Raw genomic sequence first — 13,740 nt, 5'->3', positions numbered from 1 at the left:
GGGCACCAACTCCCCATGAAGGGCAGTCTCTTGCGATCGCAGAACCCGGACTACGCGAGACCCAACCCGCTCCGACGATTCACCCGCCGCGGGGCCGCCGCCCTGGTGTCGGCCGCAGCCCTGGTAGCCGGCGGCATGCTGGCCGCCGCGCCCCAGGCGGTGGCCGCACCGGCCGCGCCCCAGGCGCCGGGCGGCTCCGTCGCCAACCCCTACAGCCCCGCGTACCACCACTCGTATCGGCACGGCGCCGTTCCGACCCTCAAGCAGAACGCAAAGATGAAGGCCTGGGCAGCCTCCCAGGCTTCCGCGAGCGTCGCGACCGGGCCGCAGACGCTGTCCTACGGCGGCGGCGTCGACGGCATCGGCGTCCAGAGCGGCCACTCGAAGGTTTATGTGGTGTTCTACGGCACCCAGTGGGGCACGCAGAGCACCAACAGCAACGGAGACATGACCTTCTCCGGCGACTCGGCGGGTGCCGCGCCCGTTGCCCAGGAGATGTTCAAGGACATCGGCACCGGTAACGAGCGGTGGTCGGCCGACCTGACCCAGTGGTGCGACGGTCCGAACGTGCCGACCGGCGCGACCAGTTGTCCCTCGAACGCCAACTTCATCCCCTACCAGAGCGGCGGCGTCCTGGCCGGCGCGTGGTACGACAATTCGGCGGCGTCGCCGAGTGCCGCCACAGGGCACCAGCTCGGCGTCGAGGCTGTGAAGGCAGCCAGCCACTTCGGCAACACCACGGCTGCATCCAACCGCGACGCGTACTACGTGATCCTGTCGCCCCACGGTACCAACCCCGACAGCTACCAGGGCCAGTACTGCGCGTGGCACGACTGGAACGGTGACACCACGCTGACGGGCGGTGCGGTCACATCGACCGTCGGCGACATCGCTTTCAGCAACCAGCCGTACAACATCGACTCGGGCGCGGGCTGCGGCGTCGGGTTCGTGAACTCCCCTGGCACCCTCGACGGCTGGACCATGACGCTCGGCCACGAGTGGCAAGAGATGATGTCGGACCAGAACCCGGCAGGTGGCTGGACGAACCACACCGGCAGCTCATACAACGGCCAGGAGAACTCCGACGAGTGTGCCTGGATCTCGCCGGGTAGCGCGGGCGGAGCGGCGAACGTCACGATGGGCACCGGCACCTTCGCCGAGCAGGCCAGCTGGTCCAACGACACCAATGCGTGCGCCATAACCCACGCCATCGTCGGCGGCAGCACAGGCAACACGGTCACCGTCAACAACCCCGGGAATCAGAGCAGCACCGTGGGCACTGCCGTGTCCCTGCAGATCACGGGTTCCGACTCCGACTCGGGCCAGACCCTCACCTACACTGCGGCCGGGCTGCCGGCCGGACTCAGCATCTCCTCCAGCGGCCGGATCAGTGGCACCCCGACCACGGCCGGCACCTCCTCCGTCACGGTCACTGCCAAGGACAGCACGGGAGCCTCCGGCAGCACCTCGTTCAGCTGGACCGTCAGCAGCACCGGCGGCTGCGCCAGCCCGGGTCAGAAGCTCGGCAATCCCGGCTTCGAGACGGGCACTGCTTCGCCATGGACGGCCAGCAGCGGCGTGATCGACAACTCCAGCGGTGAGCCTGCCCACTCCGGCAGCTGGAAGGCCTGGCTGGACGGCTACGGCAGCGCCCATACCGACACCGTGTCCCAGTCGGTGACCATCCCGGCCGGATGCAGCGCCACCTTCTCCTTCTACCTGCACGTCGACACCGCCGAGACCACCACAACGTCCGCTTACGACAAACTGACCGTCCAGGTCGGCACCACTACCTTGGCCACCTACTCCAACCTGAACGCGGCGAGTGGCTATGCACTCAAGTCGTTCAACCTGTCCAGCTACGCCGGTCAGACGGTGACGCTGAAGTTCACCGGCACGGAGGACTCCAGCCTCCAGACCAGCTTCGTGGTCGACGACACCGCCCTGAACGCCTCCTGACCCCACCAGGACTCCCTGGGCACAGCACGACACGTTCCGCCCCGGCAGGGAACCGCTGCCGGGGCGGAGTCATTGCGGGTGGCGGAGCGGATCACCACGTCCGCCGTGGTGCCCCCCAGCAGGGACGGTACGACGAGATGCGCCGCGTTCACCGTGGTGCCGAAGCCCGCATCGAGCACGGCCGACTGCTCATTGATCACCACCCGGGCGCCGCAGGGCAGGCCGCTCACACTGTTGGGCGCGCTCGGAACGGTGACCGGAGCCCCGGCGATGGTCGGGGTGAGGGTCGCGAAGCCGTGCGTGGCCGTGCAGGTGCTGGTCAGACATAAACCGCGTGGCTGCGGGAACCTGGTCGCTCCGGCAGCCGTCCAAGCCGGGAACGCACGACGACCGGTCGCCACAGCCCGTGACCTGACGAGGAGAATCGATGGCTCGACCAAGTCGTCTGCCCCGGCTCGGCGCCTGCGTCGTCATCGCTGCCACGCTGGCGCTGGCCGGATGCACGTCCGGCGGCGTGTCCGGCAGTCCGGCAACCACTCCGCCGACGTCCGGACCGACCGCCTCGGCCCCCGGCTCCGGACCGCCGACGCCAGCCACGCCGAGGAGCCCCGGCACACCGCCGCCGACCACTACGGCCGGCAGCCCGGGCGCGGTGTCGTTGTCGTTGTCCGACAACGGAAAGCCCGTTCACCTCACGGTCGGGGAACGACTCCACATTGCGCTGGACAGCCCGCACTGGACATTCCACCAGTCGGACGCGCCCCGGGTCCTGCGGCAGGACGCCACCGGGGTCGCCAGGCCGGCCGCCAGTTGCTCGGGGCCGACCCGCACGGCCGGCTGCGGCACGAGCACGGCCGACTTCACCGCGGTAGGTGCCGGCCGCACATCCGTGGTGGCCACACGGCGGGTCTGCGGCGAGGCGATGCGGTGCACCGGCTCCCGCGGGCGGTTCGTGGTGTACGCGGTGGTGGGATGAGGAGGGTTGAGGTGTGCCCCAGGGCACGGCTGCCCGGGACGCAGTCGCCGCCCCGTGGCCCGGCGGATCACACGGGACGGCGGCAGAGCAACACCCTCAGCGGGGCGAACACCGTCGGTGTCGGCGAGATGGAGGGCGAAGCCCCAAGTGGTGGCGTATCCGCCGTAGCGCAGGCGCACGACGTACTCGGCGCCGGTCCCGCTAGGGTGCGTATCTGGTTGTGATCAATCCGGCGGATTCGCCCCGCGCGGTGGGGCGGATCCGGTAGAGCGTCTTGCATGACGCGAGCGCAACTGACGGATGCGGAGTGGGAGTTCATCGTGCCCTACCTGCCGATCGGCGAGTTCGGCCCGTACCCGTACCCGTACCCGTACCCGTACCCGGAGCGGCTACGGCAGCAGTTCGAGGGCGTGATCCGGCGGTTCGGGACGGGTGGGCAGCGGCGGGAGGTGCCGGCCGGACGTCCGCGGGCGGTCCGTGGTGAGCGCAGTGCTCGGCGAAGGGCTGCGCTACGAAGGACGGCAATCCTGTGGTTGCGGCAAGGAGCCGAAGTTCCGACCACGTGTCCGTGCCCAACTGCGGGCGCGGCGCGTTGCCGCCCGCGTCGACCCTCCGACGCCGACGGCCGGTTGACCCGGCGTGCCCGGTGGCGCCGCGCCGCACGGACGGGTCGTCACTGGGTGAACCGCGGCAGCCACTTCGCCTGGTAGTCGGGGTGCCCGGCGTCCTCCGCGGCCATCTGCCGTACGACGAAGCCCAGTCCGACCGCGCGGCCGGAGGCGAAGTCGTGGTGGGGGCGGTCGGCGTCCAGGGCGGCGACCTCTTCGTACTCGTCCAGCAGGACCCTGCTCGTCTCGATGCGTCGGAGCGAGCGCGCGGGATCCTGCAGGGCGATGTGATCGTCGTAACCATGTGTCCGCAGGCTGAACGCGATGGCGCCGGTCCGGTCATGGACCTCCCCCGGTGTCTCGGCCGGGCACCGCCAACTCTGGCCGCCGGCCGCTCGCGCAACCTGTTCCTCCTCGGCCAGGCGCGCCCGCACAAAGGCCACCATCTCGGAGTTGTCAGTCATCGGGTTCCGCATCCTCCGCCGTCAGGTGCGGCCCCGCACCGGCGTGATCACCCACCGGGTCCGGGGCCGGACTACTCGTTCAGCACGAGGATGCCGTACGGCGGATGGTGGTTGCACATCGCGCACGTGGCCGTTCCGCCATCCGGACACGCTCCCGGCGGACTACCGGGCCCGTACCGTCGCCATGACGTCCCGGTCCGGCTGGAGTGTCAGCGTGGGCACGGGGTTGACGTCGCCCGCGTCCACCTCCATTTCGAACCGGCGCGCCAGCACCGCGAGGATCAGCACCGCCTCGACCATTGCGAACCGCGTACCGAGGCAGACCCGGGGGCCGCCGCCGAACGGGAACCAGGCGTACTCCGCGATGTCGTCGCCGCTCTCGGCGTCCCAGCGCTCCGGGCGGAACTCCTCCGGCTCCGGGAACCACCGCTCGTCGCGGTGCGTCGCCCATTGGCTCGTCCACACCCTGGTGCCCTTCGGCATGTCCACGCCGCCGATCCGCGCCCCCTCCTTGGCGACCCCGGTCACCAGCCAGATCGTCGGGTACAGCCGCAGCGTCTCCTTGACCACGGCCTGGGTGTACGTCAGTCGCGCGTAGTCGTCGAACTCCGGCTCCCGGTCGCCGAGCACCCGGTCCAGCTCCTCGGTGAGCGCGGCGCGCGCCTGCGGATTGCGGGACAGCAGGTACCACGCCCAGACCAGGGTGGAGCTGGTGGTCTCGTGCCCACCGATGTAGAGGGTGACGGTCTCGTCGCGGATCTCCTTGTCCGTGAGCTGCGCGCCGTTCTCGTCCACCGCGGTCAGCAGTCGGCTCAGCAGGTCGGGGCGCTCACCGTCCCCGTCGCGGTGCCGGGCGACGACCCGGCCCACCTCGGCGTCGATGACCGCGGCGGCCTTCTTGATCCTGGCCCGGCCCGGTGTCGGCACCCAGTCGGGGAGCAGCGCGCCGATGCCGCTGAACTCCTTGCCGATCTCCTGCTGGGCGACGTCCATCGCCCGGCCCATCGCCTCGGCGTCCGCCGGGGTGTCCACCCCGAAGATGGTGCGGACGGCGATCCTCTGCGTCAGCGCGGCCATCTCCCGCTTGATGTCGATGCGTTCACCGCCGGACCAGGTGTCCGCCAGTTCCACTGTGCTGCCCGCCATCGTCGCCGCGTACGACCGCACCTGCTTCGGCCGTACGGACGGCTGGACCAGTGACCGCTTCCGCCGCCAGTCCGGACCGCGCGCCACCACCACGCCGTTGCCCATCACGGTGCGGAACGCGATGCCCAGCGCCGGCTGGTCGAAGGTGCGTTCCGTCTCGGTGAGCAGTTCGCCTATGCACTCCGGATCGGCTATGAACACAGAGGAGTTGGGGCCGAAGCGCCAGCTGACCATGTCCCCGTACCCGCGCAGCCGCTCGAAGAACGCCAGCGGGTTCTTCCCGAACTGCGGCAGATTCCCGAGAAACGGCAGCCCCTTGGGGCCCGGTACGGGCACGTGGCCGCTCGGCTCGGCGTCGACGGCGGGGCCGGTCTCCGTGGACATGAAAGGTCTCCGCTCGCTGGTGGCGTACCCGGATCCGGTACGCGGCGACATGGCTGGACTCCACGATGTCCCGATGGATAGAAGAGGTCATCGGCCTTGTGGAGTACGTGAGTTGTCGAGGGTAACCGTGCCGCGTTACGGGAGTGCGGTCGGGCGTGCCGTGCTCGTCCTTGCGCCGGGACGCCCTACGCGGACTTCGCCGGCTGCAACCCCGCGTACACCCCGCCCCGCCGCACCAGCTCCTCATGGGTCCCCACCTCGGCTATCCGGCCCCGGTCCATGGCCACGATGCGGTCCGCCGCCCGGATGGTGGAGAGCCGGTGGGCGACGACGAAGACCGTGCGGCCGTGGATCAGCCGGGCGAGCGCCTCCTGGACCAGGGCCTCCGAGCGGGTGTCCAGGGCCGAGGTCGCCTCGTCCAGGATCAGTACCCGTGGGTTGCGGATCAGCGCACGGGCGATGGCGAGCCGCTGCTTCTGGCCGCCCGACAGCCGCGCCCCGCGCTCTCCGACGACCGTCGAGAGGCCGTCGGGCAGGTCTTCGACGAAGTCGAGCGCGTTCGCGTCACGCAGAGCCTGACGGACAGTCTGTTCATCGGTTTCGCCCATGCCATAGGTGACGTTCTCCCTGATGCTGCCCTCGAACAGGATGGACTCCTGCGGTACGACGGACAGGAACCGGCGGTAGCTGCGCAGATCCAGGGTGGCCATGTCGGTGCCGTCCAGCAGGATGCGGCCCGACGTCGGGCGGATGAAGCCGATGAGGAGGTTCAGCACGGTCGACTTGCCTGCCCCCGAGGCGCCGACCAGGGCGACCGTCTCGCCGGGGCGCGCCGACAGGGTGAAGTCCTCGACGGCGGGGCTGTCCACTCCGTCGTAACCGAAGCCGACCCGCTCGAAGTCGATACGGCCCTGCACCTCGTCGACCCGGTCCTTGCCCGCGTTGCTCTCCAGGTCCGGAGCCTGAAGGACCTCGCCGGCCGAACGCACCGACTCCAGGCCCTTGCTGATGATCGGCGCGAGGCTGAGCAGCGTGCTCATCGATCCGGTGAGCGTGGTGAAGAAGGCGCTCAGCATCACCACGTCGCCCGCCGTGATGGGAAGCCAGCCGTGGTACGCGACCAGGGCCGATCCTGCCAGGCAGGCCACGCCGAGCGAGTTCAGCAGGATCCAGGCGAGTGCTCCGAAGCGGCCGTTGAGCAGATCGAGGCGCAGGCCGGCCGTGAAGACCTGGCGCAGTGAACCGTCGACGCGGCCGAGCGCCGTGCGTTCCAGGCCGTGGGCGCGGGTGATGGGGATCAGGCTGGTCATCTCGCTGACCCGCGCGGAGAGCTGTTCCACCTCCTGGCGGAACGACTCGTTGTGGCTCCGCAGCCGGGCCCGCAGCCGCATCACCAGCAGGGCGGCCGCCGGGACGACCACCAGGAACACCGGCAGGAACGACGGAACACGGATGGCGATGACGGTGAGCCCGCCGATCAGCGTGATGACGGCGGCCAGCCCCATGTCGGCGGACTGCTGCACCATCTGCTCGACGCTCTCCACATCCCTGACCACCTTGGCCTGGAGAACGCCCGCGCTCGTCCGCGAGTGGTAGCCGATGGACAGCTGCTGCATGCGGCGGCAGAGCGCGTCGCGCAGTGCGGTGCCCATCCGGCGGACGCTGCCGCCGAGGCAGCGTACGTAGAGCAGATGCATCGGGTAGTTGAGGACGAGCACGCACAGCAGTGCGCCCGCGTTGAGCCACAGTTCCCGTTCGGGGCGGTGCTGGACGACTACGTCGATGATGTTCGCCGTGATCAGCGGAAGCAGCCACACGGGGCTGTGCTTGACGACGAAGGCGGCTGCGGCGATCGCGATGCGTCGACGGTCGGGGCGCAGAAGATAGCCGAGCGTGCGCACCGGGTGCTCGCCCCGGTAACGGTGATCGAGCGTGCCCGGTCGGTGGGATGCGTGGTCATGCGCATGGTGGTACGAAGAGACCGTTCGCTGCATGGGACAAGCGAATCCCGGCGGATCGAACAGCACAAGCCCCTTTCCACCAGCTGGATCCGACCGTCCCCGGCCCCGTCCGTGAGCCGGTGAGATCGTGGTCGTCCGGCGCGCATGATGAGGGGCGTCCCGCCCGACCCGGCCTCCGGAGCATGTGATGGCGTCGCGCAGTCTTCCGAAGATCCTCGTCTTCACCCGCACCACCGCCTACCGGCACGACTCGATCCCCGACGCAGTCACCGCGTTCCGTGAACTCGGTGCCGGGCACGGCTTCGCCGTCGACGCGACAGAGGCGCCGGACGTCTTCGAGAGCGGGCTCGCCGCCTACGCCGCCGTGGTGTTCCTCTCCACCAGCGGGGAAGTCCTCACCCCTGCCGGGCGCACCGGACTCCAGGCGTACTGCGCCGGGGGCGGCGGGTTCATGGGGGTGCATGCCGCGGCCTGCACGGAGTACGACTGGCCGTTCTACGGCGAACTCCTCGGAGCCCGGTTCGACCGCCATCCCGCCCTCCAGCCGGGAACGGTGATCGTCGAGGACCACGGTCACCCGGCGACCGCGCATCTGGGCGCCACCTGGGAGTTCACCGACGAGTGGTACGACTTCCGGGCGAACCCGCGGGGCAGTGTGCGGGTGCTCGCCCGCGCCGACGAGTCCTCGTACGAAGGCGGCGGCATGGGAAGCGACCATCCCCTTGTCTGGGCCCATGAACATGCCGGCGCCCGGGTCTTCTACACCGCGCTCGGGCACACCCGCGAGGCGTACCTCGACCCCGTGTTCCGCGCCCATCTCCTCGGCGGACTCCGTCATGTCGGCCTGTCGCGCCACGGCGCCCCCGCCCCGGGAGTGAGGGGCGAAGGCGCCGTGGAGGGGGCCGGAGTGCGGCCGAAGGACGGTCAGACGCCCGGCGGGACCCGGGACGGGCGGCCGCTGCCGCGGGTCAGGGAGTAGCCGAACACGGCCGCGAGCGCACCGAGGATGCCACCGCCGACGGTCCAGATCCAGCGGTCCGTCCACCAGCCTGAGGCCCAGCCGTCGTCCGGCTCGCTGCCGAGCGACACCCGGGTCGTGGACTCGTCGCCCGAGGACGCGTCGTCGGACGTCTGCTGCACGGAGGACGCCCCGGGCACCAGCGGCTCGCTCAGTGCGCCGTCGACGTCGTGGGCTCCGCCCTTGTCGGCTGCCGTCACCTCGACCTCGGTCCGCACCGGCTGCCCCAGATCGGCCGACGGCAGATCGACGACGGTGAGGCGTACGTAGTAGCTGCCCGGCAGCGGGTCGTCGGCCCACGGCTCGGACCAGGCACGGACGGTCCGCAGGACGCAGGAGAGTTCGACCGTCGACGCGTCCGCGGCCGCCTTCCTGGTCTGGTGGCCGTACATGCAGGCCTGCCGGCGCCGCAGCCCGTCGTACACATCGACCTGCCAGGTCGACACGCCGTGCCGGGTGGCGCTCTCGGGCAGGGTGACCGTCGCCTTGACGGTGGCTCGCTGGCCCGCGTCGGCGGGGAACACCCAGTACAGGTAGTCACCCGTGGACGCCCCGGCGGTGGCGCGCTGGTTCTGCTGGATCGCCGTGGCGGTACGGAATGTGGTACCCGCCTCGGTGGGACCCGTACTGCCGTCGGACGCGCTCGGGCTCGGGCTCGCGGACGGGTCGTCGGCCGAGGCCGCCCCCGCCGATGTCAGCAGGGCGAACCCGGCCAGCAGCGCACCCGCGAGTACTCGTCTTGTACGCACCATCAGTTGGTCCTCCATACGGCGATGCGCCAGCGCGAGATCCAGCCGAGGAGCAGCCCCGCGATCAGTCCGGTCAGGACGAGTACGCCCAGCAGCCACCAGCCGCGGCCGAGACCGAACGCGGCCGCGTCGGCCGCGTCGTCCGGCGCGTCCACCACGTCGACGGTGAGCTCGACCGGCATGCCCGGCGAGGTCTTCACGGAGGCAGGGGCCGAGAAGGAGTTGCTGAGCTGGAGGCAGACGGTCTCCGCGGCCGGCTTGTCCTCGCCGTCCGCGCTGTCCGTGTCGTCCTGCTCGGGCTTGGGGTAGCGCAGACCGGACGAGATCGCGTCGGTGCGGCCGGTGCCGGACTCCGATCCTCTGACGATCTCGCGGCCGTGCACGGTGACGGCGCGCAGCAGCACGCCGTAGTCGTTGTTGACGGCTCGGTCCGCCGACACACTCACCGAGGCGCGCAGCTCCTGACCCGGCAGCACATCCACCCGGTACCAGCGGTGTTCGCCGAACTTCTGCCGGTCCGTGTAGAGACCCGCCTTGAGCTGCGGGGCGGCGGAGCAGCTGTCCGCGCCCTCGGTCGCCACCGGGGTGACGACGGGCTCGGCCGCCCGGTCCACCAACTGGGTGACGCGGTCGGAGAGTTCATCGGTGTGCTGGACGGCCGTGTACGTCCCGCCGGTCGCCTCGGCGATGCAGGTGAGCTGCTGGCGGATCTTCGCGTTCGGCACCAGGCCCAGTGTGTCGATGACGAGGTGGATGCCGCGGGCCGCGATGTCGCGTGCCACCTCGCACGGGTCGAGCGGGCCGCAGGTGTCCTCGCCGTCGCTGATCAGCACGATCCGGCGGGTGGAGTCGCCGCCCTCGAGGTCGTCGGCCGCGCCCAGCAGGGCGGGGCCGATCGGGGTCCAGCCGGTAGGGGCCAGGGTCGCGACCGCGGTCTTCGCCTCGGTGCGGTCGAGCGGGCCGACCGGGTAGAGCTGCTTGGTGTCCTTGCAGCCGACCTTCCGGTCGTCGCCCGGGTAGTCGGCGCCGAGGGTCCGGATGCCGAGCTGCACCTGCTCGGGCACCGCGTCCAGGACCTCGTTGAACGCCTGCTTCGCGGCGGTCATCCGGGACTGGCCGTCGATGTCACGGGTCCGCATGGAGCCGCTGACGTCGAGTACCAGCTCGACCTTGGGGGAGGCTTTGGTGGGGGCTTCGTCGGCAGCGGCGGGGAGGGCCGTGCCGAGCCCGGCGGTCAGGGTGGCAAGCAGAATGCCCACCCCGACCGTCAGCCTTCTTCTTATGATCATCGCCGGATACTAGTGAAGATCACATGGCTTCCCCAAACCGGCGATCGAGCCCGTCAGGCGATTGACGACAAATGCGTGAACGGGGGCTGCACCACCCGGTGAACGCGCGAGGTCACCGCGCTACTTGACACCGCCCAGCAGCGGCTCCGCGGCCCGCTCCAGGACGGAGCCGACCCGCTCCCAGGTCTCCGTGTCCCTTTCGACGGGCGGCAGTTGGGTGTCGTCACCGGTGTCCCAGGAGGTGGCGATCGCGACCGGGTCCTGTCCGGTGGCCGCCGCCTGGGCGAGTGCGGCCGCGCCCAGCGCCACCAGTTCGCCGCTGCCGGGCACGATGACGGGCCGTCCGGAGAGCCGTCGTACCGTCTCCACCCAGGCGTGTCCCTGCGCGCCGCCGCCGATCAGGCGCAGCGGTCGGGCGGCCACCTCGGGGTCGGCCGGGTCGAGCCCGCAGGCCCTCAGCAGTTCGTCGAGGGCGCGCAGCACGGTGACGACCGCGCCTTCGTAGGCGGCGCCGAGGAGTTGCTGCGGGGTGGTGTCGTGCCGGAGGCCGGTGAGCAGGCCGGAGGCCGTGGGCAGGTCGGGGGTGCGTTCGCCGTCGAGGTAGGGGAGGAGCACCGCCTCACCGCCGGGTGCCGTGTCGTTGCGGTCCAGGCCGAGCAGGGTGGCGACCTTGTCCACGGCGAGCGTGCAGTTGAGCGTGCAGGCCAGCGGGAGGTACGTACCGTCCGCCGCGGCGAAACCGGAGAGCGCCGCCGACGCGGGCCGGGTCCCGGAGGCGGCGAAGACCGTACCCGAGGTGCCGAGGCTGAGTACGGGGTGGTCCAGCAGCCCGGCGCCACCGAGACCGAGGCCGACCGCGGCGCTCATGTTGTCCCCGGTGCCCGCCGCCACGGCGATCCCGGCCGGCAGGCCCAGCGTCTGTGCCGCTTCGGCGGTCAGCGAACCGGCCCGGGCCGCTCCGGTCGTGGCCACCTCGGGCAGCAAGGCGGGGTCCAGGCCCAGCAGTTCGAGAAGCTCGGGGTCGTACGCACCGGTGGCGGTGGAGTACCAGCAGGTGCCCGACGCGTCGCCGGGGTCGGTGACGGCCACGCCCGTCAGCCGTTCGGTGAGGAAGTCGTGCGGGAGGCGGATCGCCGCGGTCGCGGCGGCGGTCTCCGGCTCGTTCTCGCGCAGCCACTGCCACTTCGACGCGGTCATGGAGGCCACCGGCACCGATCCGGTGCGGGCGGTCCAGGCGGCCGCACCACCCAGTGCGGCGGTGAGGGCGGCGGCCTGCGGGGCGGAGCGGGTGTCGTTCCACAGCAGGGCGGGGCGCAGCGGCCGGCCCTCACGGTCGAGGACGACCAGGCCGTGCTGCTGGCCGGCCACCGCGATGCCGGTGACGTCCGCGGCGGGTACGCCGGACTCCTTCAGCCCGGCGGCGACGGCGGCGCGCAGCGCTTGCCACCACACTTCGGGGTCGGTCTCGCGGGCCCCCGCCTCACCCGTGACGACATGCGGGGCACGTCCGACGGCGAGCAGTTGACCGGTGGCGGCGTCGACGAAGGCCGCCTTGGTGGACTGGGTGGAGCTGTCCACGCCGATGACGACGGTACGCGGCGGCATGGGTTACCTCATTCTCGCGGTGCGGGTGTGCAGGTGTGCGGGTGTGCAGGTGTGCGGGTGTGTGGATGCACTGGTGTGCTGGTGGGCACAGGTGCGATCGATTTGATCGTGCTGAAAACAAATTACGCGATCGCGTGCGTTCGGACCAGGGGCGTCCCCGGATTCGCGGAGGCGATGGGTGACGAGGGGTTACGGCGCACAGGAGTGCCGTGCAAGATTAATCATGACACTGAACAAATAGGGGTTCGGCGACCTCGATCGGTTGTGGACCCGACTGCACCGAAGGTGGTCAGACGATGACGGAACGCTTCACGCCCACCCCGGGAGACCGATTCACGTTCGGTCTGTGGACGGTGGGCTGGCAGGGACGTGACCCGTTCGGCGACGCGACCCGCGCGGCGCTCGACCCGGTCGAGTCCGTCCAGCGGCTCGCGGAGCTCGGTGCGTACGGTGTGACCTTTCACGACGACGACCTGATCCCGTTCGGCTCCACGGACACCGAGCGCGAAGGCCTCGTGAAGCGGTTCCGGCAGGCGCTGGACGCGACCGGTCTCGTGGTGCCCATGGCGACGACGAACCTGTTCACGCACCCGGTGTTCAAGGACGGCGCGTTCACTGCCAACGATCGTGACGTGCGCCGGTACGCGCTGCGCAAGGTCATCCGCAACATCGACCTCGCCGTCGAGCTCGGCGCCACCACCTATGTGGCCTGGGGCGGCCGTGAGGGCGCCGAATCCGGTGGCGCGAAGGACGTGCGGGTGGCGCTGGACCGGATGAAGGAGGCCTTCGACCTGCTCGGCGAGTACGTCGTCGAGCAGGGCTACGACCTGCGGTTCGCGATCGAGCCGAAGCCGAACGAGCCGCGCGGCGACATCCTGCTGCCCACCGTCGGCCACGCCCTGGCGTTCATCGAGCGCCTGGAGCGCCCGCAGATGTACGGCGTGAACCCCGAGGTCGGCCACGAGCAGATGGCCGGACTGAACTTCCCGCATGGCATCGCCCAGGCCCTGTGGGCCGGCAAGCTCTACCACATCGACCTCAACGGCCAGTCCGGCATCAAGTACGACCAGGACCTCCGTTTCGGCGCCGGCGACCTGCGCCAGGCCTTCTGGCTCGTCGACCTCCTGGAGACCTCCGACTACAACGGCCCGCGCCACTTCGACTTCAAGCCGCCGCGGACCGAGGGCTACGACGGTGTCTGGGCGTCGGCCGCCGGCTGCATGCGCAACTACCTGATCCTCAAGGAGCGCGCCGCCGCCTTCCGCGCCGACCCGGCCGTGCAGGAGGCGCTGCGCGCGTCCCGGCTCGACGAGCTGGCCCTGCCCACCGCCGAGGACGGCGTGGCGGGGCTGCTGGCCGACCGGTCGGCGTACGAGGACTTCGATGTGACCGCCGCGGCGGAGCGCAGCATGGCCTTCGAGGCGTTGGACCAGCTGGCGCTGGACCACCTGCTCGGGGTCCGCTGACGCCGGGGTGCGGCCGCCGGACCGGTCCGCGCACAACCCCACCGGCACCGTCCTGACCCGCGAGGAGCTGGCGGCGATCGCCGAACTCGCCTGCGAGCGGGACCTGCTCGTCGTC

The 13,740-nt window shown here is 70.8% G+C and carries 10 protein-coding genes and 3 pseudogenes; 6 read left to right on the top strand and 7 right to left on the bottom strand.

Annotated features, from left to right (window positions below):
- The first annotated feature begins 15 nt into the window (after positions 1 to 15).
- Positions 16 to 1,959: a putative Ig domain-containing protein gene (locus ACWCP8_RS34155; protein ID WP_451120130.1), complete on the top strand. Its 1,944-nt coding sequence runs from the start codon at positions 16 to 18 to the stop codon at positions 1,957 to 1,959.
- On the opposite strand, the gene ACWCP8_RS34150 is transcribed toward ACWCP8_RS34155, so the two are convergent.
- Complete coding sequence (locus tag ACWCP8_RS34150; protein ID WP_451120128.1) at positions 1,869 to 2,360, bottom strand: choice-of-anchor P family protein; 492 nt, start codon at positions 2,358 to 2,360, stop codon at positions 1,869 to 1,871. The two genes, ACWCP8_RS34155 and ACWCP8_RS34150, sit on opposite strands and share 91 nt — an antisense overlap.
- A 26-nt stretch (positions 2,361 to 2,386) precedes the next feature.
- Here ACWCP8_RS34150 and ACWCP8_RS34145 point away from each other — a divergent pair, with 26 nt between their 5' ends.
- Positions 2,387 to 2,935 carry a hypothetical protein gene (locus ACWCP8_RS34145; protein WP_451120126.1) on the top strand — a complete coding sequence of 183 codons (549 nt, stop codon included), beginning with the start codon at positions 2,387 to 2,389 and terminating at the stop codon, positions 2,933 to 2,935.
- 278 nt (positions 2,936 to 3,213) lie between these two features.
- A pseudogene (locus ACWCP8_RS34140) lies at positions 3,214 to 3,393 on the top strand (hypothetical protein); the annotation flags it as partial.
- Between the two features lie 215 nt (positions 3,394 to 3,608).
- On the opposite strand, the gene ACWCP8_RS34135 reads toward ACWCP8_RS34140, so the two are convergent.
- The 3 genes from ACWCP8_RS34135 to ACWCP8_RS34125 all read right to left on the bottom strand — a co-directional run bounded on the left by ACWCP8_RS34135 (position 3,609) and on the right by ACWCP8_RS34125 (position 7,531).
- Complete coding sequence (locus ACWCP8_RS34135; RefSeq protein WP_326606730.1) at positions 3,609 to 4,007, bottom strand: DUF6221 family protein; 399 nt, start codon at positions 4,005 to 4,007, stop codon at positions 3,609 to 3,611.
- Between the two features lie 162 nt (positions 4,008 to 4,169).
- A complete protein-coding gene (locus ACWCP8_RS34130) occupies positions 4,170 to 5,537 on the bottom strand; it encodes a cytochrome P450 (protein ID WP_451120123.1) in 1,368 nt (455 codons plus the stop codon).
- A 185-nt stretch (positions 5,538 to 5,722) separates the two neighbouring features.
- The gene (locus ACWCP8_RS34125) at positions 5,723 to 7,531 is read right to left on the bottom strand and encodes an ABC transporter ATP-binding protein (RefSeq protein WP_451120121.1); all 1,809 of its coding nucleotides are present in this window, start codon (positions 7,529 to 7,531) and stop codon (positions 5,723 to 5,725) included.
- A gap of 154 nt (positions 7,532 to 7,685) precedes the next feature.
- On the opposite strand from ACWCP8_RS34125, the pseudogene ACWCP8_RS34120 reads away from it, so the two are divergent.
- A pseudogene (locus ACWCP8_RS34120) lies at positions 7,686 to 8,333 on the top strand (ThuA domain-containing protein); the annotation flags it as partial.
- Between the two features lie 89 nt (positions 8,334 to 8,422).
- Here the strand turns inward: ACWCP8_RS34120 and ACWCP8_RS34115 are convergent.
- From ACWCP8_RS34115 to xylB, 3 genes are all read right to left on the bottom strand, one after another.
- A complete protein-coding gene (locus tag ACWCP8_RS34115; RefSeq protein ID WP_451120119.1) occupies positions 8,423 to 9,268 on the bottom strand; it encodes a hypothetical protein in 846 nt (281 codons plus the stop codon).
- Positions 9,268 to 10,554 carry a VWA domain-containing protein gene (locus ACWCP8_RS34110; RefSeq protein WP_352270128.1) on the bottom strand — a complete coding sequence of 429 codons (1,287 nt, stop codon included), beginning with the start codon at positions 10,552 to 10,554 and terminating at the stop codon, positions 9,268 to 9,270. The genes ACWCP8_RS34115 and ACWCP8_RS34110 overlap by 1 nt, the downstream gene beginning before the upstream one ends.
- A 120-nt stretch (positions 10,555 to 10,674) precedes the next feature.
- Positions 10,675 to 12,159: a xylulokinase gene (gene xylB / locus ACWCP8_RS34105; protein ID WP_328625343.1), complete on the bottom strand. Its 1,485-nt coding sequence runs from the start codon at positions 12,157 to 12,159 to the stop codon at positions 10,675 to 10,677.
- A gap of 296 nt (positions 12,160 to 12,455) precedes the next feature.
- On the opposite strand from xylB, the gene xylA reads away from it, so the two are divergent.
- Both xylA and ACWCP8_RS34095 read left to right on the top strand, forming a co-directional pair.
- The gene (gene xylA, locus ACWCP8_RS34100) at positions 12,456 to 13,625 is read left to right on the top strand and encodes a xylose isomerase (protein ID WP_451120116.1); all 1,170 of its coding nucleotides are present in this window, start codon (positions 12,456 to 12,458) and stop codon (positions 13,623 to 13,625) included.
- A 31-nt stretch (positions 13,626 to 13,656) separates the two neighbouring features.
- Positions 13,657 to 13,740 (top strand): annotated as a pseudogene (locus ACWCP8_RS34095) (aminotransferase class I/II-fold pyridoxal phosphate-dependent enzyme); the annotation flags it as partial.

The organism is Streptomyces sp. NPDC002206 (assembly GCF_053593595.1).
Note: the sequence above shows the minus strand (reverse complement) of the source record. Positions and strands in the feature narration are given on the sequence as shown.

What these genes read in the sequence shown, in the direction of transcription:
- ACWCP8_RS34155 (WP_451120130.1), top strand. Translation starts at nt 16, where the DNA reads ATGAAGGGCAGTCTCTTGCGATCGCAGAACCCGGACTACGCGAGACCC.
- ACWCP8_RS34145 (WP_451120126.1), top strand. Translation starts at nt 2,387, where the DNA reads ATGGCTCGACCAAGTCGTCTGCCCCGGCTCGGCGCCTGCGTCGTCATC.
- ACWCP8_RS34135 (WP_326606730.1), bottom strand. Translation starts at nt 4,007, where the DNA reads ATGACTGACAACTCCGAGATGGTGGCCTTTGTGCGGGCGCGCCTGGCC.
- ACWCP8_RS34130 (WP_451120123.1), bottom strand. Translation starts at nt 5,537, where the DNA reads ATGTCCACGGAGACCGGCCCCGCCGTCGACGCCGAGCCGAGCGGCCAC.
- ACWCP8_RS34125 (WP_451120121.1), bottom strand. Translation starts at nt 7,531, where the DNA reads ATGCAGCGAACGGTCTCTTCGTACCACCATGCGCATGACCACGCATCC.
- ACWCP8_RS34115 (WP_451120119.1), bottom strand. Translation starts at nt 9,268, where the DNA reads ATGGTGCGTACAAGACGAGTACTCGCGGGTGCGCTGCTGGCCGGGTTC.
- ACWCP8_RS34110 (WP_352270128.1), bottom strand. Translation starts at nt 10,554, where the DNA reads ATGATCATAAGAAGAAGGCTGACGGTCGGGGTGGGCATTCTGCTTGCC.
- xylB (WP_328625343.1), bottom strand. Translation starts at nt 12,159, where the DNA reads ATGCCGCCGCGTACCGTCGTCATCGGCGTGGACAGCTCCACCCAGTCC.
- xylA (WP_451120116.1), top strand. Translation starts at nt 12,456, where the DNA reads ATGACGGAACGCTTCACGCCCACCCCGGGAGACCGATTCACGTTCGGT.